This window comes from Candidatus Neptunochlamydia sp. REUL1 (assembly GCF_963457595.1).
Lineage (GTDB): Bacteria > Chlamydiota > Chlamydiia > Chlamydiales > Simkaniaceae > Neptunichlamydia.
Genome location: NZ_OY735137.1, coordinates 1,691,653 through 1,712,255 on the forward strand (window position 1 = coordinate 1,691,653; position 20,603 = coordinate 1,712,255).

General features: G+C 38.4%; 18 protein-coding genes and 2 pseudogenes. 9 read left to right on the top strand and 11 right to left on the bottom strand.

All coding sequences use genetic code 11. The annotated features are described in order from the left end of the window. Window positions 1–74 precede the first annotated feature (74 nt). Window positions 75–1,958 (top strand): hypothetical protein, encoded by a 1,884-nt coding sequence (locus R2I63_RS09090; RefSeq protein ID WP_316357018.1) that lies wholly within the window; start codon window positions 75–77, stop codon window positions 1,956–1,958. Here R2I63_RS09090 and R2I63_RS09095 read toward each other — a convergent pair. Further along, window positions 1,885–2,865 (bottom strand): IS5 family transposase, encoded by a 981-nt coding sequence (locus R2I63_RS09095; RefSeq protein WP_316355619.1) that lies wholly within the window; start codon window positions 2,863–2,865, stop codon window positions 1,885–1,887. The genes R2I63_RS09090 and R2I63_RS09095 overlap by 74 nt on opposite strands. A gap of 1 nt (window position 2,866) precedes the next feature. Between R2I63_RS09095 and R2I63_RS09100 the strand changes: the two genes are divergently transcribed. Both R2I63_RS09100 and R2I63_RS09105 read left to right on the top strand, forming a co-directional pair. Beyond that, window positions 2,867–3,265 carry a hypothetical protein gene (locus R2I63_RS09100; RefSeq protein ID WP_316357020.1) on the top strand — a complete coding sequence of 133 codons (399 nt, stop codon included), beginning with the start codon at window positions 2,867–2,869 and terminating at the stop codon, window positions 3,263–3,265. Between the two features lie 124 nt (window positions 3,266–3,389). Next, window positions 3,390–4,100: pseudogene (locus tag R2I63_RS09105) on the top strand (IS5 family transposase); the annotation flags it as partial. Window positions 4,101–4,501: 401 nt separating this feature from the next. On the opposite strand, the gene R2I63_RS09110 reads toward R2I63_RS09105, so the two are convergent. Together R2I63_RS09110 and R2I63_RS09115 are read right to left on the bottom strand one after the other, a co-directional pair. Further along, on the bottom strand, window positions 4,502–4,933 hold the full coding sequence (locus R2I63_RS09110) for a hypothetical protein (RefSeq protein ID WP_316357023.1): 432 nt from the start codon (window positions 4,931–4,933) through the stop codon (window positions 4,502–4,504). Further along, on the bottom strand, window positions 4,885–5,610 hold the full coding sequence (locus R2I63_RS09115; protein ID WP_316357025.1) for an IS630 family transposase: 726 nt from the start codon (window positions 5,608–5,610) through the stop codon (window positions 4,885–4,887). The genes R2I63_RS09110 and R2I63_RS09115 overlap by 49 nt, the downstream gene beginning before the upstream one ends. 174 nt (window positions 5,611–5,784) lie before the next feature. Between R2I63_RS09115 and R2I63_RS09120 the strand changes: the two genes are divergently transcribed. Then, the gene (locus R2I63_RS09120) at window positions 5,785–6,075 is read left to right on the top strand and encodes a transposase (protein WP_316357028.1); all 291 of its coding nucleotides are present in this window, start codon (window positions 5,785–5,787) and stop codon (window positions 6,073–6,075) included. Window positions 6,076–6,197: 122 nt separating this feature from the next. Further along, a pseudogene (locus R2I63_RS10740) lies at window positions 6,198–6,311 on the top strand (IS3 family transposase); the annotation flags it as partial. 240 nt (window positions 6,312–6,551) lie between these two features. Here the strand turns inward: R2I63_RS10740 and R2I63_RS09125 are convergent. The 8 genes from R2I63_RS09125 to cdaA form a co-directional block, all read right to left on the bottom strand. Beyond that, window positions 6,552–6,908, bottom strand: a complete 357-nt coding sequence (locus R2I63_RS09125) for a hypothetical protein (protein WP_316357031.1) — start codon at window positions 6,906–6,908, stop codon at window positions 6,552–6,554. Continuing rightward, a complete protein-coding gene (locus R2I63_RS09130; protein WP_316357032.1) occupies window positions 6,905–10,135 on the bottom strand; it encodes a hypothetical protein in 3,231 nt (1,076 codons plus the stop codon). Before R2I63_RS09130 ends, R2I63_RS09125 begins: the two co-directional genes overlap by 4 nt. Before the next feature lie 258 nt (window positions 10,136–10,393). Beyond that, a protein-coding gene (locus R2I63_RS09135) for an IS5 family transposase (RefSeq protein ID WP_316359808.1) occupies window positions 10,394–11,160 on the bottom strand; the annotation gives its coding sequence in 2 pieces (ribosomal slippage) (window positions 10,394–10,785 and window positions 10,785–11,160; 768 coding nt in all). A 570-nt stretch (window positions 11,161–11,730) separates the two neighbouring features. After that, window positions 11,731–12,402, bottom strand: a complete 672-nt coding sequence (locus R2I63_RS09140; protein WP_316357035.1) for an RsmE family RNA methyltransferase — start codon at window positions 12,400–12,402, stop codon at window positions 11,731–11,733. Then, window positions 12,392–13,648, bottom strand: a complete 1,257-nt coding sequence (locus R2I63_RS09145) for a lysophospholipid acyltransferase family protein (protein WP_316357036.1) — start codon at window positions 13,646–13,648, stop codon at window positions 12,392–12,394. Before R2I63_RS09145 ends, R2I63_RS09140 begins: the two co-directional genes overlap by 11 nt. Continuing rightward, complete coding sequence (locus R2I63_RS09150; RefSeq protein ID WP_316357038.1) at window positions 13,645–14,796, bottom strand: glycosyltransferase family 4 protein; 1,152 nt, start codon at window positions 14,794–14,796, stop codon at window positions 13,645–13,647. Before R2I63_RS09150 ends, R2I63_RS09145 begins: the two co-directional genes overlap by 4 nt. Then, window positions 14,786–16,039 carry a CdaR family protein gene (locus tag R2I63_RS09155; RefSeq protein ID WP_316357040.1) on the bottom strand — a complete coding sequence of 418 codons (1,254 nt, stop codon included), beginning with the start codon at window positions 16,037–16,039 and terminating at the stop codon, window positions 14,786–14,788. Before R2I63_RS09155 ends, R2I63_RS09150 begins: the two co-directional genes overlap by 11 nt. Then, a complete protein-coding gene (cdaA, locus tag R2I63_RS09160) occupies window positions 16,036–16,833 on the bottom strand; it encodes a diadenylate cyclase CdaA (protein ID WP_316357042.1) in 798 nt (265 codons plus the stop codon). The genes R2I63_RS09155 and cdaA overlap by 4 nt, the downstream gene beginning before the upstream one ends. A gap of 600 nt (window positions 16,834–17,433) precedes the next feature. Here cdaA and R2I63_RS09165 point away from each other — a divergent pair. The 4 genes from R2I63_RS09165 to R2I63_RS10745 all read left to right on the top strand — a co-directional run bounded on the left by R2I63_RS09165 (window position 17,434) and on the right by R2I63_RS10745 (window position 20,235). Beyond that, window positions 17,434–18,375 (top strand): ubiquitin-like protein, encoded by a 942-nt coding sequence (locus R2I63_RS09165; RefSeq protein WP_316357043.1) that lies wholly within the window; start codon window positions 17,434–17,436, stop codon window positions 18,373–18,375. A gap of 5 nt (window positions 18,376–18,380) precedes the next feature. Next, window positions 18,381–19,058, top strand: coding sequence for a U-box domain-containing protein (locus R2I63_RS09170; RefSeq protein WP_316357045.1), 678 nt, complete (start codon window positions 18,381–18,383; stop codon window positions 19,056–19,058). Between the two features lie 150 nt (window positions 19,059–19,208). Next, the gene (locus tag R2I63_RS09175; RefSeq protein ID WP_316357047.1) at window positions 19,209–19,889 is read left to right on the top strand and encodes a transposase; all 681 of its coding nucleotides are present in this window, start codon (window positions 19,209–19,211) and stop codon (window positions 19,887–19,889) included. A 100-nt stretch (window positions 19,890–19,989) separates the two neighbouring features. Continuing rightward, window positions 19,990–20,235, top strand: a complete 246-nt coding sequence (locus R2I63_RS10745; protein ID WP_445083694.1) for a transposase — start codon at window positions 19,990–19,992, stop codon at window positions 20,233–20,235. Window positions 20,236–20,603: the final 368 nt, after the last annotated feature.

Below are 20,603 nucleotides of genomic sequence, written 5' to 3' on the forward strand. Positions count from 1 at the left end.
CATCTCTCTTATGGAGTGCACTCATAGCCAATTTTGAGTTTTCTTAGGTAAATCTGAACCCTATGAGGTTAATTATGTTTAGAATCGTGGAAAATTTTAGCAAAAATTCATTTTTATTTAAATTTAATAATTATAGACAGCATTCATTATATCATTCTAAAGTTAATAATGAAGTTTCTATTAAAAAAATAAACGAATTAAAAAATTCTTATTTTGAAAAATCAAAAAAAATTATTTTCAGTAAAAATCAAAAATTTTATTTTAATAGTTCGTTTTTAAATGTTAGTTCGAAAGAGAAAAATATAAATTTTATTTTATTGAACTTATTTTTTAATTTTATAAATAAAAAAAACAATTTAGATGTTTCATATTTATTAAAAATTTGTGAAATGAATATGTATAATAATTGCGATTCAGTTTTAAAAGCAAAAAGCAAGTATAATGAAAATTTGTTTTATATAGATGATAACAATAAAGCTCGTTTGACTTTAAAAGGATTAAAGAAATCATGCGAAATATTAGATATATTAAATATCGAAAGCATTGATGATTATAGTTGTAATCTAGAAAAAATATTTATGATATTAAATAAACTAAAAGTTAATAAATGGAATAAATCTATTCTTATAAAAGATATTCATGAATTAGCTGTTAAATATAAATGGAGAATTCCCTCTTGTGAAATAAAAAATATTTTAACTAGTCATAAAGCGCGAAATTATTTCTTTGTGATCAAAAATAACACTGTTTTAATTAATTCAATCGGTATAGAATTAGTACAAAAAATAAAATTTAAATCGAATGTTATTATAACCCCATCATCTCAAAAATGGAATAGAAGTTATAAAAATACAAATATAGAATTATTATATAATAACAATTTTGAATACTTTTATTATATAAATAAAAATAAAAGTGAAATAATTAAAAAAAGAGATTTTGAATATTTTTCAAATGTCTTCTCAAAATATAACAATATCATTTATCTACATTTTTCATTTCCAAAAGTTCGTTGCTTTAAAAAAAGTAGCTATTTTTTGAAAAAAGTAGTTGAGGTAACGCAAGTTTATCTTTATGCAAATTTATTAAATAATAAAAATCATGTTAAAATAAAAGATTTAGAAAATGTTTTAATTTTAAATAATTTATTTCTTCCTAAAAAACATAAATTTTTCAACTTTAATGAACAGCTTTTTTCTTTTTCAGGTAAAGGAAGAAAAAAAACGATTAATTTAACTACCTTGGGAGAGTATCGCTCTTTAAAAATTGTAAATAGAATCAACAATACTGTAAGTTCTACGCCTGATAAAAAAACCAAAATCTTAATTTTTTTATTTGACAAAAATAATAATTTTATCCCTTTAAAAGGAGTTAAAAAAATATTAAAATCAAAGAATGTTATAGATCATTTTAGTAAGTCTAGCATTAAAATTAATCAAATATTGAGATATTTTTCAAGAAATAAGAATAGAGAATTTTTTATTCTAGATTTAGCAAATAAGAAGTTCAAGCTTACTCCATTAGGAACGAAATTATGTATAGGAAAAAGTAAATCTAACAACAATAATTTTTTTATTGATCGTGAGTTACCTCCATTAGGAAACCCAAAAAACAGAATATCTTTTTTAATTTGTTATATGTTAAGAGAATATTGTTTGATAAATAAGAAAATATTTAATCTTTCTGAACTACAAAATATTTGCAACTCATTTGGAGATAAAGTTCCTTGGTCAAGTTTAAGAAAATCTATTTTATTAAATAAAAAATACTTTGTATGTTTAAATAATAATAATCATGTCTCTTTTGCATTAACGGATTTTGGCATTAAAAAGGCTTTGTTGCATAATTTATTGAAAGTCTTTTTGGCCCTCCCACTTCTGTGGGTCAGTTTATCACTTTATAACTATCTGGCATACCCAGTTCGGTCATACAGTTCAGAGCTTGGAGCTTTATCATAGATTCGGTAAATTGATTTCCCCAGGTTCTTGAGCGAAGTTTGTCTCCCACAATCGTCTTGAATCGGAACATGAAAGTCTCGACCAAAGACCTTTTATGATATCCCACTTTCTCCTTCCAAAGCTTTCTCCCATCTTCTCCACCTCGCCTGATTTCCTCTATAGCTGTATTTCTTTGAGCCAAGCATGGAGCGGGATCTTTCTTGTGAAGGCGGGCATTTTTTGGTGGTGGAATGACCGGCCTTCCCCCTCGATCATCTACGGCCATCCGACAATCTATTGTGTCATAGGCCCCGTCACCGTAAACATCTCCCAACGAGAAGTCGTCTAGGCAATCCATCATCTCAACCATAGCTGCGTCATCAGTTACATTATTTGAGCTCAGAGCTCCAATAACAATCTCATTCGAATCAACACACATGCCCACATGAAGTTTTCTCCATGTTCTCCTTTTAGAGTATCCATGCTTGCGGGTTTTCCATTCACCCTCACCAAAAACTTTCAATCCGGTAGAATCGAAAATCACATTCAAGCTTTCCCCTGACTTAAGAGGCCTTTTTAAAGGGATTTTCAGATGTCTGGCTCTCCGAGAGAAGACTGAGTAATGGGGGCAGTTAAGGTTGAGACCTAAGATCGCAATAAGTGACTCGATAAAACCCTGAAGTTGACGAAGCTTGCAATGAAAAACTGCGCGTATCATCAAGGCACATAGGATGGCGTCATCAGAATAGAATTTTGGCCGACCTCGACTACCTAAATTTTCGTTGGAATACCACTTCTCTATAACTTCGGGACTAAACCAAAAAGTGATGCTCCCCCTATTTTTCAATGATGTGTTATACTGCTTCCAGTTGCGGATTCGATAGAGATTTCTCTTTTTGGATGGGTTTGAATCTTTCTTATTCGTCATTTTGAGCCTATGGTTTTTCGTTTTCATAAACAAAAAAATTTATAGACTCACTGACCTTAAGGCAAGAATCACATTTTCTGCAGCTATTTATGCAACAAAGCCCATTAAAAAAGGAAATAATTTAATGCAAGCGCAAAATAATAAAAAACAGACAAGAATACCAGAAAAAGCTCAATTTATTATTGATATAATAAAAAAAAGTGGTTGGGAATATATGTATATTAAATTAAATGAACTTGAAAAACTATGTAGAAACAATGGTTATAATACTCAATCTGGAACTTTAAAAAAACTAATGCAATATCAATCTTATCGAAAACTTTTTGACCTAGATATTCATAATAATATTATAAGAATTAGAAAAGGCTATGAGCCTATCCCGATGAGCCTATCCCGATAATATTAAGTTAAATATTTTTAAAGACCTGCTAAGCTCTCTTTATTTTAACTTCTAGAAGGAGAATCGATGGCAGGAAGATTTGATGGATTAACAGATATGAAATGGGAGATACTCGAACCCTTGGAGCAAAGTATGTAATACAATCTGTTGGATAATGATTACAGGATCTCGATGGGTAGATTTACCTATAGGAGAAAAGTGGGCATCGCGTTCAGCATCTCATCGTTGGCTGGGAATGTGGCAAGCTAATGGAACGCTTGAAAAAATCCTCTCAGCGTTAAGGGAAGCAGCTTTTTTAGAAGGATTGATCGATTGGGATCGGATGGCAACGGATGGTTTTTTTTCCGCAGGCAAAGGAGGAGGAGAATTAGTTGACTATAGATACAAAGGGAAAGGAGTCACAAACCACCTTTTAGTCTATGGAGAAGGGAGCCCAATTGCACTTGAAGTAACGAGTGCTAAAGGAGATGAGAGATTACAAGTAGAGCCTCTGCTTGAAAGAGTAAGCAAGCAGATAAAAATCTTCCAAAAAGAGACAGGAAGGCTTCCCGTATTCGAAGCAGATAAAGGTTATGATGCAAGTGCACTAAGGGTAAAATTGTTAAGACGGAATATTTATCCGATTATAGCCAAAAGGAAGATGGGGAAACATCCAGAAGATAAGAAAATTGCGTCTTGGATTCGAAGGAAGCGATGGCAAGTAGAAAGGGCAATATCATGGCTTCAAAGAAAGTTCAGACGACTTGTTGTGCGTTGGGAAAGAAAATTAGATTACTGGAAAGGATTTTTGAATTTTAGCCTTATCAAATACTGGGTGGATAGATTATCGGGATAGGCTCATATGGAGAACACACACAAAAAGTAGAATGAAAGAAAGCTTGTTAAGCGGTAGGAAATAAACTATGAATCAAAACAGGAATACCGAAGAAATGAGCAAAACGAGGTTCTGTTGGCACCTGGATGCCGTTTGCAACATTGTTTGCTCATTTTATTCGGAGCTCATGTTGGGGCGAGGAAAAAATATCTTCCTCAAAAAAGACCCCGGAGAGAACAGTGGAAAATTTCTGTTATTTTAGAAAAATGAGAGATTCTCTTGCGCGCAATTAGAGAAAAGAACCCAATTAAGAGCTCCAAGTCGCCTTAGCGGGTTTTTTGGTTTGAGCAATACAAACACAAAAGCAGAAACGCATCGGGCTAACACACCTTAAATACAGAAGCCGTTTTTTGGCAAACCTCTCATTTTGTTTCAAGAATGAGGGTTTTTTCTTCAGAAAGGCCCGTTGCCTTGGGAATTTGAGCAGGAGCTAGCCCTTGCTGTAAAAGAGCCAGCGCAACTTTCTCAATGCCTTTTTCTTCGTATTTCTTCAAGGTGTTTGCTTCGATTCTGAGCCACTTGAGCTTTCCTTCATAGATCTCACGCTCTTCTTCGGAGAAATCCATCACATTGAGAACGTTTATCGCTTTTTTCACTGGAGCGTCATCTAAGGAAGCTGGTAATTTAGCTTTGCTAAGGAGATCATTTCTGAGCAGAAACGCAGACCAGAGGTCTAAGGCACTTTGAATTTTGGATCCAATATCTTCAAAAAATTTCTTCAGTTCTATTGTATAGCTAAAGTGACTTAAATTAGTTGTAGGTAGTGCTCCTTGAAAAGTTCGTCTATTCCACATTGATATTTTCTTCGCTTAGACTTTGCCTGTGCCCACTTGTGTTCAATAGGGTTTAGATCAGGGGAATAGGGAGGAAGATATTCCAAGGTATGGCTTGCAGCCTGGATCTTCTCTTGCATAGATTTGCTTTTATGGAATGAAGCATTATCCATAACCAGAATACTTTCAGAGGGAAGTTTCGGTAGCAAGTCCTCCTCTGCCCAAATGGAAAAGGCGTCTGTATTAATATTGCACTCGAATAACGCAAGTGTAAGGAGGCTTGTTCCAAGTAATGCCCCTATTGCATTTGTTCTTCCTTTTGCTCCCCAATCATGAGTACCAAAACATCGTTGTCCTATTTTGGAGTAACCGTGGGTGTGGGGCATATCATGGGCAAACCCGCTTTCATCAATATATACAATTGGCTTTCCCAAACGTTTATATTCTGCGATGAAAGATTTGTCTTTTTGTTTCGCAGGCCTTGGGATGGTTGAGCGTTTTTTTTTATAGCTAATTCTTAACCTCTTCATGGCACACCGAATGCCTGAAGTGCTTACTTTGAGACGATGTGCTCGTTCATAGTTGAAGGCATCAGGGTATTTCTTGATATCCTCCATCAAGATCTCTCTATCAATCTTTATTGCAGGTCTGATTTTAGTGCGCCTCGGCTCTAACCTCTTTAGACCAGAGAAACACACTATTTACACTTATTCCAAAGCGTCTTGCTACTTGGGCAAATCTTAATTTTTCTTTGCTTCGGATTGATAGAACTTTTTTTCTAAAATCTAGCGAATATTATAATGCTCCCCAAAATTTAGACAGGTGTGTTTAGGAGAATAAGCTGTCTCGGATAGACTAAAAGGAGATAGTTTATGAAACGGAGAAAAATGAGCAGTAAATATTCACCCGCCCTTAAGTTTAGAGTCGCTTTGGCTGCTTTAAAGGGAAACAAGACGATAGCAGAGCTATGCCAAGAATTTGGTGTGGCTTCCAGTCTGATTTATGCCTGGAAAAAGGACCTTGAAGAAAGAGGGCTTGAAATTTTTGAAACGAAGAGCCCAGAGCACTCTCATCGGGTAGAAGTTGATAAACTTCATGGAGTCATAGGGAAGCTGAAGGTTGAAAACAATTTTTTAGAGAGAGCGCTTGGAAGCTCCCACTAAAGGAGCGACAGGCGCTTGTAAAATTGAAAGGCAATTTAAGCCTAGCAAAAAAGGCTAAGCTACTAAAGATCAATAGATCTACGATTTACTATCAGTCTTGTAAAAAAGAGGATGTAGATCTGATGAATGAAATCCGCGATCTGTATGAAAAGCATTGCTTTTTGGGGTATCGATGGATCACTGAAATTTTAAACAGGAGAATGGAGACAAAGGTCAACAGAAAGAAAGTCTTGAGGCTCATGAGAAAGATAAGGCCTGCGAAACAAAAAGACAAATCTTTCAAGGGAAAATCGCAGAATATAAACGTTTGGGAAAGCCAATTGTGTATATTGAACACAAGTGGGCGCAGGCAAAGTCTAAGCGAAGAAAATATCAATGTGGAATAGACGAACTTTTCAAGGAGCACTGCCTATAACTAATTTAAGTCACTTTAGCTATATGAGCGTTTGCTCTAGACGATTTCTGCATGGAAATGTTCATCCATAATACTTTTTACGCTGTTCTTCCATCTTACGTTCATACTCTGCAGTTTCTTCTGGAGTGGGATTCCAGTTTTCTTGTTCTTTTTTCATTGCGTCGTATTCTGCTTGTTCTTCTGGTGTTCGTTGATATTTGGCTAGACGATTTTTAGCTTCTTGAAGAACTTTCATTGCCTCTTCATAGGGGAATTCCCAATAATCGCCTTTATCGTTATTGCAAAAAACGACAACAAATTGATTTGGGATTTCTGCTGAAATTTCTATCCATTCAACATTTTTATAAAAAATCTCAGCTACCAAATTTTCTCTATCTGGGAGAGAAGCTATTGTAATTTCAAAGTCTTTTTTTATCATTTTCTAGGCTCCAAAAATCCAATCATTGTTTTGCCATCTTTTGTAAATCTTGCCCCATGACCTCCAGGAATAAAAACGTCTATTACAACTTCCTTTGACCTTCTTAGCTCTTTAAAAAGGATTTGTTTATCGTGATGATTCAATATCTCATCCAACATTCTCTGGCCTTGCATGTTTTTCTCATGGATATTCCCCACTGCTTTAGGAAATACTGTATCTACCCTTTGTCCATGTTTATCGAGCGACCTCCCAGCCTTTGTTATTCCACCTCTATCTTGAAAAGTCCCAGAGTGACTCATTTCTCCTATAGAGACTGCTTTAGTCTCACCCTTTTCAACCCATGTTACAAACTGATAATTATTACTTCTATTCACACCTTTTGCCGCTTCTAGTGCTTTGTATTCAACCTTAGTAATGCTTTTCTTAAAGAATCCCTTAGGATATATCGGAAGCATTTCGCTCCAAGGATTTCCGATTCCACTGTGGTAAGCAGGATTCTGTAGTGCTTCAATAGTCCTTAGTTCTTTTTCAAACCCCGTCGGATTCAAAAGTGCTCTATCTAATAACGGATTAGGCTTCAGATGTTTGGTAGATTGTCTCATGAAAGCAAATGCTTCTTGACCTAACTTCATGCAGGGCTTGCATCCACCAAGCAAAGGAAGCGGCACAGCAATTTCTCCAACAAACATACTCATTTGAGCGTTGGGGGAACCTAGATCTAGGTTGACCTTCTTAGCAACCCAATTGTCGAGTCTATTCGAAACCTCCATCAATCCAAAGGTATGGGGTTTAGTCTTTAAGCTTGGCTGCTCAAAAGCTTGAATCGCAAATACAATGGTTTTTTTAGCGCCTATAAGCAAACAAATATCTGCATCTCTTTTAGCCCTGAGTGGGTTCTCTTTCCATTGTTGGACGTATCCTTTAACCCAAGTTTCTACATTTCTTTGAGTCTGCTCTGGAACAACTTTGCTGATAACGAAGGGAACAAAACCTGCCATTTGAAGTGGTCTATTATGCGCTGGTCTTATATCTACAGGATTACTCCTCCCAAGATTTCTAAGCTCCATTGGTGGCACTTGCACATTGTTTGCCAGACCTTGTCTCCAGTAAGCTTGATAGTTCAAGGGGGCTTTAGGGCTATTATCTACAACAGGCGTTTGGTATTGCATGTTTTTGTTGAAGAGTTGGCCTTGTTGCATCGCCTGAACATTTTCCCACTGTCCTGCATTAGGCTCCCTTATCTGTGGTCTATTCGGAGGTGGAGGGGCTTGAGACAATTCTCTTGGCACATATCTATCTGAAGAAGTAGATGGATTCGTGGTATACAGCGGCATCTTAGTTGCAGATATTTCACCGCTTACTGCAACGTTTTCTTTTATCCAATTCCATGCTTTCCCTACTACTGTTTTGGGTTTCTTGGGCTTTTCAGGTTTAGATTCTGGAACTGGAATTCTCTCTATCCCTTGTAGACTATCTAGTGTCTTTTGGGCGTCATCTCTTTCTTCTATCGCCTTTGATAGATTCTCGTTTCCCTTGATGACTTTGCTCAATTCCTTAGTTGCAGAGTTGAATGCACCACAGGCTTTTTGATACTTTGCAAATTTCTCATTGAGGTATTTATTTGCTTCTGCAACACCAGCTTCTTTTTGTATGAGCTCATTTTGTGCTGCTTGGATCTTTAGAGCATGTTGCTTGCTGTCTTCTTGCTGCTGTAAGTCTGCCAGAGTTGGTTCTTGCTTGGGGTATTTTTCTTGTTCTTCTGGAGTAAGTTCTCCGTCAACTTTTGGTTTAGGAGCTTCCTTGAACTTTTGGTCAACGTACTGCTTAATGTAGTGACTTTGAACATCTCCATTGGATATCAATGCTCTTGCGATGCGTATGTCAAGCGGCGTTGTCTCATCTGTCTCAGGAAGCTGATTAACAGCCTCAGCTACGCTACAACCTAGTGCTTGGCAGACTAGCTTTTTCTTATCTTGCGTTAATGCGCCTTTGAGTACAGATCCACCAAGGTTTCTTAAGGCAGACTCTCCTTTTCCTGTCTTTTCTGCTCGAGTTGCTAGGTCAAGAAGATCAACACCAAGAGCCGTTCCTAGATCCCAGGAATTTCTTCCCATTGCGCTACCAAGACCAAAGCCTCCAAATAGCTTTAAGACTTGCACTGCCTGATCTTTTCCTTCAGGGTCGATTGTATTGCCAAAAGAGTTCATTGCCGTTTTTGCTGCTTGTCCAATTACTAAGCTTGGATCTCCCGTTATAAAGGATAATCCTCCAGAGATCAAGGCACTACATAGATCATCTTTTAGCTCGTTTCTATGTTTATTTGAGAGCTGATGATCTCGTATCTTTTGCTGCTCAGCGTAGTGCTTTGCTGCTGTCCAGAGTGCTATCGCTCGAGTGAGATCTTCCTTTGTGAGTCTTGGTCTTTCGATGCTTTCTTTAGAGGGGTATTGCTTGAGATAGATCTTAACCTCTTCAATGTCTTTCTTGAGCCACTCTGATACCAATAGGCTGCTGAATATCTCCTTCAGTGCTTTCATGCATTTGGGAAATAATCTAGGAAATATGGAAAACTCTCGCAAACAGGTATCGTGAGTATCTAGTTGAAATACATCTCCAATCTTTTGTCCTGCTTTATTCAGAGATTTTATAAGCTGCCCCTTCAGGCCATACTCTTCTTCAAGGATCTTCTTGAGCTCAAGAATCACTTCTTCTGTTGGTTGATGATAAGTACAGTGGATATCTGAAAAGTCTCCAGCATCTATGGTGTATTCGACTTTTTCACTCACGTCTGCATAGCCTCGAAAATGATCAGCTAACAAAATAGATGCTTCTTTAGCTAAGTTGTTAACACCACGTATCTCACGGAAGAAATCAACAAAAACCTTTTGAAAGCGCTCATCTTCCTGCTGCTTTCCCAAAACAAAGAAATAACTTTCTTGAATCTTCCTATTGATTGTTGTCTGCAGGGTTTTCATGTGCTGTGTATTGGCAGATATCCTCTGTTGAGGGCTCGGATACCAGGGATCTACAGAACTAAACAACTCTTGGTATTTAGCCTTTGGGAGCCTTAAGGGCAAATCTCTTGCCGGAGGAGAGTTTTCTGGAGAACTAGATGCAGAGCTATAACCGCATGATTTGTCACTAGAGATGGAGCTTATGGAGCTTACTGATGGACTTGATGGAGGAGGGAGGTCCTGCGGTGGTCTAAGATGTGTTAACTTCTGCATCGGCTAATGCTACTAGTTTGATCAAGATGCCATAAGAGCTTAATCGATAGCGGTTATCTAGTCAAAGATTTACAGCCACATATCAAAGAATTCCCATATTCTATCCAATGTAAATTTTAAATATTTTTTGATGGGGTCAAAGATGATGTGTCCGAAGTGCATAAAGAATATCACAATCGTAAGCATTACAAAAATTCGCAGATTGGGACTATCAAATATAATCTCAAGGGTTTTCTTGATTTGCTCTAGATAGTGTCGTCATGAGATAGAAGCCCAAAGAGCGATACAACGGATTTGCACTGCAGCTATGAATGAAGCTGTATTTTTGGCATATCGAGTGGCTATTCCACGCCATCGTTTTAGGTGGAGAAAAGCATTTTCTACAAGGTGTCGAAGCTTATATAGTTCTTTATCAAATTCTCTCCATTTTTTGCGATTTGACCTCAGAGGAATGACTGGATTTATGCCTTGACTCTCGGCTTGCAATATAATTGCGTCACTATCATAAGCTTTATCGGCGAGCAAATGTTCTGCTGAAATACTTTGGATCAAGAAACTTGCTTGAGTGCTGTCATGAGTGGTACCTTGCGTAACAACAATTCGGACTGGCATACCATGCGCATCCACGGCCAAGTGTATTTTTGTGTTAAGCCCCCTTTTGTCCGACTCATGTCTTGATTACCGCCTTTAGCTCCCGATGCATGAGGGTGCACCTTAATATGGCTCCCATCTATCATGAGCCATTCATAGTCAGGATCTTCCACTAAACATTCAAGGAACGCTTCCCAAATTCTAGCATCCCGCCAACGACAGAAGCGACGGTGAGTGTTTTTCCAATCTCCATAATCAGGTGGTAAGTCTCTCCAAGGAGAGCCTGTTCGAAGAATCCAGAAAACAGCGTTAATGAACAGACGGTTATCTTTTGCTACGGCGCCCCAACCCCCTTTTCGACCTGGCAGGTGAGGAGCTAACAATTCCCAGACTTTATCTGAAATATCGTGGCGACGATGCGATGCTTTTCCCATAGAAAATTCCTTTGTTGCATTGGTATAAGACAGCAAAGTATATCAAATTCAAAATTTTTTGACGACACTATCTAATAAATGAAGAAACATTCGAGACGAAAAGTCTCCTAGAAAATCACAAAAAAACTGTCTTGACAATGGGGTGCACCTTATATGTCATTCGAAAAATTCATAACTAAAACGAAATATTGTAGCTATATCAACGAGTTACTTTTCCCTAAATTTTTTGTCCTGTACTGAGGTCCATTTAACCCAAAATCCGGGAGATTCTAGCGATTGATGCAGAATTTTGATATGGTGGTTTATCCACTGATACCAAGAGAAGAAGTCTTGATCTGGGGTGTACTGACCCAGCAAAGAGTTTCGTAAATATCCGACAAGAGCCGCTATTGCTTGTTTCGCAAGTGAAAAGACGACCTGCGTAGGGTGATCTTTTGATCGGCGATTTGGATGAGCAACCGAAAGTGTGGAAACTTGGATAGACAGGACTTCCTTGATAAAAAAATTAGGGGCGTTATCCCATAATCAAATTAATTTGGAAGCGTAAAATTTATGCGGATGTCGAACTGCTTAAGATTGAGCTAAAATAGCAAGACCTGCAATAGCAGCTGTTTCTGCGCGTAGCGTATAAGGATTAATACGGACTCCTCGCGCTTTTGTATGGAGCTCGGCAGTTTCCTCTTTGGTGAATCCTTTTTCAGGACCGACAATAAAAGTGGCGGGAAGGGAGGCAACTTCAGAAAGAGAAGGAGCATCAAGGGAAAGGTCGCCAAAGAAGACCTTTCCCTCTAAAGAAGGAAACCCCCACTCTAGAATAGGAAGATCTAGGCGACCACACTGTTTCATTGCACCGATGAGTATCAAATGGAGACGTCTTTTCTGATTGGCTGAAAGTTCTTTTTTTTCACTCAGAGAGGAAGGATAAAGATAAAAGTGGGAAGCTCCAAGTTCTGTTCCCTTTTGCAGAATGAGCTCTAAATGGCTTAGTTTTGGGATAGCCTGAATGAGTTTGAGAGGGGGCAGCAGAGGTTTTTTGTCTTCTGACTGAGTCACTATCAAAGAAGCTTCACGTTTTGAAATGCTTGATAGGGTTGCCAGGGCCAGAGTATTTTTTCCGTTAAGCAGTTCGACAACATCTCCCTCCTTTTTCCGCATCACGCGAGAAAGGTGATGAAACTCCTCTCCACCTAAGAGGACTTCTCCTTTCAGAGGGGCATCAATGTAGAACCGATCATGAGGCATCTTTTTTCCATAGGGTGTTGGGGCGGGTGAGTGCCTTTTTTAGGAGCATTGAAAAAGAATCTTCTTCAAGTAAATGTTCTGAGGCGGCCTTTTTAAGCCTTTCCAGATCTAAAACATCAAAAGCACTAAGTTTTAAAAAGTGTTTTCGTAGTCCTGGGTCAGAGGTGAAATTGAAGATGAGCTTGAAGCGGTAATCGTTTAAATAGAGAGAGCTTTTGTTTTCATAGGTTATGATTTCGAAGTCTGAGAAGGGAATTTCCATTTCTTTAGGAGCTAGGATCGTAATAAATGCCTGAGGGTAGATTTCTCTGAAAGTTTTGAGCTCATTAGCTTCAAATTCTTTTGGCAATAAAATTAAGATGGAATCCCAACGGTAGCGGTAATAGACATTTACGGGGGTTTCCTGTTTCCACCTGTTATGTTGCCAAAGCCATTGCTCTGGGCATTTTCGGATATCTGCTTCTAAAAGATGAAGGGATTTTTTCATCATCCGATGAATCTCTTCTTCCATTGGTTTTTCAGAGTTTGGCCAAATGGGATCGGAGTAATGAATGAGGTATCTCCCTTTTTTGCGCCGGATCGTTGCAACCATAATGGGACACCCTGTTCTATGTGAGAGAATTGCGGGGGCAGGGGTAGTCCAAGCGCGTCTTCCAAAGAAGTCGAAAGCATAAGGACTTTCAGGCATTCCTTGGTCGCCAACAATTCCCAAAAACTTCCCCTGTTTTAAAGCACGGAGCCCACCTTTGATCGCTTGCCTTGGGGGAATGATCGTTCCACCATACTTTTCCCGAATTGAAACAACCCATTCATATAGGGAGGCGTTTTTAACAGGACGTCCAATCGCCACTCCAGGCATGCGCTGTGTTCCTTCGATAAAGAGAAGTTCCCAATTGGCTTGATGACCACAAAAGAATATAATCCCTTTTCCTTTATCAATAATCCCTTGGGCTTCTTTGGGGTTTTCGCATTCGATGACCTTTTTAGTGTTTTTTATGCGGGCAAACTTAGGATATTCAAGGCAGGTAATTGCTAGGTTGTGAAAACATCCTTTTGCTGTTTTCTTTAGGTCTTTGAGTTCCAAATTCTCTGCAAGTGAGAGGTTTGAAAGCGTTCTTTTTCGGTATTTAGTCAGCACATGGTAGGCTAGGGATCCTAAAGCTTTCCCAAGGAAGTGAATTCCCCTAAAAGGGAGGAGGCTAAAGGGAAATGTAAGGGCTCTAATAGCAAGATAGGAAAGGTTCATGCGCGCTCTAGGCTGATATCAATAAGAGATTCTAACTGGTTAGAAAGATCAAGATGTTTAACTCCACTCCTGATGGTCTGAGAACGGACCCAAGTTTTGGGATGCATGAGAGCGGTCTGAAGAGAGGCGTGAATGGCATCAAGACTTTTAAGGTCTTCAATGATGCTTCCATTTTCTTCTCGCAGAACTTCATATCCTCCATTACTCTTTGATGAAACAATAAAGAGGCCCATTCCAAGGGCCTCGACTGTCACATTAGCAAAGGGATCGTAGATGGAAGGGATCACAAGTGCATCGGCAACCTGATAGAAGGGGCGGATATTCTGCGATGCACCAAAAAAACTCACTTTTTCAGAAAGTCCTAAGTCTTTTGCTAGAGAAATAAACGACTCGATGTTGCGATCCTTTCCCACAACAGAAAGGTGAACATCACTTTGGGTTAAGAGTTGCATAGCTTTTAAAAGAAGGGTAAGGCCTTTCCGTTCATACCCATTTCCTACAAATAGAAAATGGAAATGAGCGGGGTCTAAACCCAAGTGTTTTGCAACCGTGGTTTTTTTTTCTACCCAAGTACTGAAATCACCTCTCATTTCGTTCCATTCTAAACCATTATGAATGACTTCAATGGTGTCTGGGGAGACGTTGTAGTGTTTGAGGACTTCATTTTTCACCATATAAGAGTTGGTGAATAAGACTTTCAATTGCGGGTTTTCAAAGGCTTTTTTCTCAATCTCAAGAATTGCTTTATTTAGGGGGTTGAGAGCTGCTTTCAAAGGGGTATAGTTTTCATGCTTTTGTCTTTGTTCTAAGTATGCTGCGTGGACGCCATTCCCTGCTCGGATGTGGGTTTGGTCGCTTGTTCGATCAATGCCAAACACGATGTCAGCATTGTGAGTCTTTTGCCATTTTTTGCACAAACAATCGAACTGCTTCATCCTTCGGTGAGAGAACAGTCTTGAAGTTGAAAGGGTGTGGGTATGGATAAGAGGGCGAACCGGGCTTTTTACATGCTTATCGGATGTGAGCAAGTGAACATGCGCCCCCCTTTTTGTAAATCCTTCAGCAATTCTTCGGGCCCACTTTTCAAGCCCTCCTCTTGCCTCAATATGTCGCGATTGCAAACAAACTTGGATAGGCTTAGGAGTCATGGTCCTTCACTTCAGTTATAGTAATAGAATTCCCTTGCAGTTTAGGGCAAATCTCCAGGGGCTCACTTGCTGATTTATAGAGTTGGAAGCGGTGCATATAGTTTCTAAAGCGGTTTCGCAAATAGGCTTCTCTGAGCTGAGGTTGAAGGTCTCGCACTTCATCATCAGAAGCGTCGGACTTGAGGAAGCGGATATAGTGTTCTTCGAGATCCTTGGCATTAATAAACTGGATGCTTGACTGAAGGCAGCCCTCTTCATCTGGACGAACAACAACGGCAATTTCAACCATGTTTTTGATGACATCTAAAAAGAGAGCGCTGACACCTTTGGCATAGAGGGTGTCTGTGATCATCTTGATTCCGTTCCGATTTTCGACAAGGGTATTCGGAACTAGAGAGACCTTTGATGGGTTGACGGCACCTGCAACGGAGGGAGAAAAATAGAGAGTTACGGGAACTGGGGCGTCGAGTTTTAGCATTTCATATCGGATGAAGTCAATCCGCAGGTATTTTGCATCTGGGTCATTAATTTCAATCGGAGTTGTAGAGAGAAGGGGAAGAGAGATTTGCTTCCAATTATTTGGGACAAAGAAGCTAACAACATCCGAGTGCTTCTTAGTGCTATTTGCTCCCAGCTCATCTAGCTGCGTCCTTGAGATATCATTCAAATTGAATGTCAGCTTGAGTCCACGACTCTTCAAATGTTTTACCTGATCTTCTGGACCGCTAACAGTGATAAAAAGTTGATAAGGCCAGATATCCAAGAACTGATACCCCCTTGGCGCTTCTCCAATAGGCTGAGTGATAATAATTGGAATCTTTTCTGTGACTAACTTAGTTAGCTTGATAATGAAATTTTGTTGCGATACACGGCTAATTCCTTGAGAGATATTAACATCAGGGTTATCTGACCGGATGTTTTTTCTTCCAATCGATGCGATCCATTCACCTTCTTGCCCGGAAGCATCGAAAACAACCTGAATATCATTAGAATTCAAATCTTCTAGGAGTTGCTTGTTTCCTGTCAGCGTCAGGCTAACGCGTCTGTTCAAGAAACCGTCTGATTGAACACCTTCAAGGGTTTTTCCAGGAGGGATGTTTTCAATTTTAACGGGAACATTGCTAATGGTTTTATTCGTAGTAAGTGAGTTATTAACCAGAAACCAAATAGCAATAGCCAAAATGATCGATAGACACTTCCGGGGCCAGTTATTGATAAATAGATTCTTGAGGAGTGTTCTCATTTCTTTAGCCACTCCCGGATGTTAAAACGTGACTGAAGAGTCTTTTTGAGGGGAGGGTTGAAGACGCTACGGATAATTCCTTTAAATCGATCAATTTTGATTCCACGAGTCATAATTCCATCTCGAGCAATTGAAACTTTTCCTGTTTCCTCAGAAACCACAATTAAAAGGGCATCTGTGAGTTGGCTCACACCAAGTGCTGCCCTGTGGCGGGTTCCCATTGACTTCCAAATCTGCGCGGAGTCTTCAGCAAGAGGTAGAATCACAGAAGCTGCAACAATTGTCAGGTCATGAATAATCACTGCGCCGTCATGAAGCGGAGTTGTTGTTGTAAAGATTGATTCTAAAAGTTCTGAGGAGAAATTTGCATTGAGCATGACTGCTTTTAAAGCAAACTCATCTAGGGAATCTTCATTCTCCAGGGCAATTAAGGCGCCAATTTTCTTGTCAGAAAGGCGGTAGACAGAGGTTGCTAATTGATCCAGAAGCTTGTCAAATTCAGTGATTTCCTTATATCGTTTTCCCTTCAAACTCAATTTTGACAAGGCAACACGGAGCTCCGGCTGGAAAATAATCAAGACAGCTATTACCGCAACACTTGAAATCTGCAGCAATAATTTGTGTAGTACCGGAAGGTTGAAAACGGATGAGGCGGCAAAAATAAGCAAAAAGGCAAGCAAGCCCAGGATCAAATCCATGGAACGGGTGTTCCAGAAGAATGATAGAATGTAGTTGATCATGATTGCAATAATCACAATCTCTATGATAGGACTGATCGTATAGTAGAATGTCATAATAGGCGCATCATAAGCTTTCTTAGACTTGCACGCAAGGAAGATCCAATACGTATCAGGATTTATTGCAGTCGAGGTTTTATAGGGCCTAGTAGAGCTTCGCCTACTTTTTTTACATCGCCTTTGCCCTTGTAAGCCTCAAGTTGCACATATACACGATTTTGATCTAGTTTTTTTAATTTTGTTTGAAATTCCAAAGCTGCTTGTTTAAAAGCTGCCTCAAAGACCTTGTGATTACATCCGAACAGCAGAAGCAACGATCTCTGGATATGAGTCGATTCATATGATCCGTAAAGGACTGATAGAAGGCATAGGGAGAAATGACATTTTACCTCAAAAAATGTTTATAAATGGACTGTTTGGGATTGCGGCTTGATTTCTAAAAGACAAAAAAGGGAGGTAAAAGCAGACTTTCCCTGAAAAGAATTTTTTGCACCAAGACTGGGGGATTTACTCACGAAGCAAAAAATGATAATTTTACTTGAAAAGTAATAGAAAAATATTTTTAATAACTGCCACGTTTAACTGGTATATTTCTATCTCTTGGAAAAAGTATAGAAATTTTTACATTTAAGTCTTTTATTACAGGAGGTTTCTATTATGTCTTTAACTTCATTTCCCCAAGGGAACAAATGTGCATCGGAAAATTATTTTCCTGTTTTTATAAGAGGTACTTTAGGAAAAACGAATAAAATTTTGTCTAGAAGCGATGAAACTATAAAAAGTATTAAAGAGAAATTTTTAGATAAAACGGGTGTCCCTATAGACCAGCAACGATTAATTTTTGCAGGTCAACAGCTTGAGGACAGAAGAACTTTAAAAGATTATAAGATTCAGAAAGAAGAGACTATCCATCTAGTCCAGATACAAAGAGCAAGATTTCCAGGGAATCTTGACATTTTCGTTAAAAATTTTGAAGGGGCGACATTAACAATTACTGTATCAGAGTGTGAAACAATAGAAATGGTTAAATGCAAAATTCAGGACAAAGAAGGTATCCCTCCAAAAAAGCAACGATTAATTTTTGGAGGTAAACAGCTTGAGGACGGAAGAACTTTAAACGATTATAATATTCAAATGGAATCTACTTTACACCTAGTGGGAAAATTACGGGGAGGAGCACCACTTCCTATTTCAACAACTGATATGGAAAAACCCATTTTCAAAAAATTTGTAGATGATGCACCAAATTGGAGAACTGTTTATCCAGGACTCAATCTTGAGGGTCTCTGTAAAACGATAGATTGTGTTGCCAAAGGAGAGATTGTTTGGATATCTAAGGGTTTTGGAAAATTCAACATTAATAGAGAAGTTTCTAGAGCCAACTGCCCACAATGTAATAAGACAGCTGAAAAGGTAGAAAATTTTGGATTTTTTAAGTGTAAATTCTCTTATGAAGGAGACTATAAAGATGAAGATGGCACGAAAAAAACTGCTGAAAAGAAGGATATAGTTGCTCCTAGTGATAAGCTAATGACTTTTGAGAAAGAGGATCATATGAGAGATTGGGAGTTCTTAGAAATGGTTGTTGAAAAGGTGTAATCAGTATGGCTAACCCAATGCAGGAATTAAAATCACATTTTGAATGCCCTATTTCATTAGAGCCGATGCAAAATCCATGGATGGCTATTCCCTGTGGGCATACTTTTGAAAGATCTTCTATTGAAGAGTGGATTAAAAGTAATCCAACCTGTCCATTAGATCGCTCACCGATTGAGTCCATAATAGAGAATCACACATTAAAGAGCTTAATCGACAAAATTAACGCCATTCCTGAAGATGATCCACTTGTTGATCAAGTAGAAAAGTTAAAGGAAGAAATTCTTCAATTAAGGCGTCAATCAACTCAAGAATTTTCTAAAAAGAAAGAAGAAGAAGAGAAAAAATTACGTTTAAGTTTCGAAAAAACAACGGATATTGGAATCTATTTTTTAGGGAACTGCCAAAATTCATCTTGCAAAAAAGTAAATCAAAGCACTTGGATTAATAAAGGAAATAGAAGCGTTGATAACTTGAATAAGGAAACTCGTAGAACGCGCTGTAGTTCATGTAGTGAAGCATATGAAGATATTAACACAATGGTAATTAGGTCGTTGAAATATTGCTATGACGGTCAAAAGAGAACTGGAGAAAATTTTTATAAAGAGGTTTCTTCGGACTATCCCTCAGTTACTATTTTTCCTCAACTTTCAGAGTGGCGTTTCATTGATGTGAAAATTTATTAGACAAGAGCGTAAAAATCCTATTATATAAAGGCATGCTAGGTGGTCTAAATCTTCCATATATCTAAAAATTTTTATTTTAGTTATAATTTTTGGATGACCTATTCATTCGATTTTAGAAAAAAAGCACTGTGAATTCGAAGCAGAGAAAAATTGAGTTTTGTACAAGCAGCAAAACGTTTTGGTGTAAGCGTCAACAGTTTATTTCTTTGGCCTAAACAAATAGAGCCCAAACAAACTAAGAATAGACCTGCGATCAAGATTGATAAAGAGACTTTAATGGGGGACATCGAAGAATATCCAGATGCCTTCTGCTATGAACGAGCCAATCGTTTAAACGTAACCGCCTCAGGCATTCGTAGTGCGATGAAGCGGCTAAAAATCAGCTGTAAAAAAAATATTATTGACGAGAGTGGATTTGCGCATGACATGCCTCGAACTCATGGTTATGCAAAAATAGGAGAACGTTGCTTTGGCACCCATGACTGGGGAGCAAAAGATCGGACCAATGTAATGGGAGCACTCGTTGGAAAAAGTCTTCTTACTCTTGCCCTATTCGATTGCACAATTAATACAGATGCTTTCACTGCTTGGACCGAGCAAGACTTGTTATCAAAGTTGTCTACTGAAAGCGTCATAGTTATGGATAATGCTGCGTTCCATAAAGGTAAATTTATGCAGCAAAGGATTAAAAATGCAGGACATACCTTAGAATATCTCCCTCCATATTCTCCTGATTTAAATCCAATTGAATACAGGTGGGCTCAGGCAAAATCTAAGAGAAGAAAATATCGATGTGGAATAGATGAACTTTTCCAGGAGTATTGCTTATAACTAAAATAAAACAATTCATCTATAGGAAGAAGTTGCGGAGGCTTTTCTTCAAAGATTCATGTAAAAGTAGATGCGTTGGGAATGCCTTTAGGGGTTTATTATTACTGCAGGTCAGCGATCTGATATTAGCCAGGGAGAAGCTCTTTTAGGAAATGATTACTGTGATTTTTTGCTTGCTGACAGAGGATATGATAGCGATCCATTTAGGAAAATCTTAGTAGAGAGAGGAATTATTCCGGTAATCCCTGGAGAAAAAAGTAGGAAAGTAACCATTCAGTATGATGAGCATACGTATAAAGAACGAAATGCTGTCGAAAGGTTCTTTGGACGCATTAAAGAGTTTTGAAGAATTGCAACACGTTATGATAAAACAGGTTGTATGTTTAAAGAAGCGCTCTTGTTTGCTTCGATCATCATGTGGTGTAAAATTTGAGGACAGAGCCTAGGAAAATATTGAATGCATTTTTTGGATCCTGCCAGGTAAGCCGCAGCAGAGAAAAGGGCAAGGGGCGTAAAGACGTGTATAAATTTATTTCGAACCTATTCCCAGAGATCTCCGAAATTTTTTTTGGAATAAGTCTAGCGTTGGAAAGGTTTAACACAAAAGGACTTTCTCTCACCCCATCCTACTTGTTTAGAAGGTAGTTTGGGGTGAAATACAGAGCTTCTTAGGACAGAGAAGTTGACAAATATATTTTATAGGGCATAGTTTGG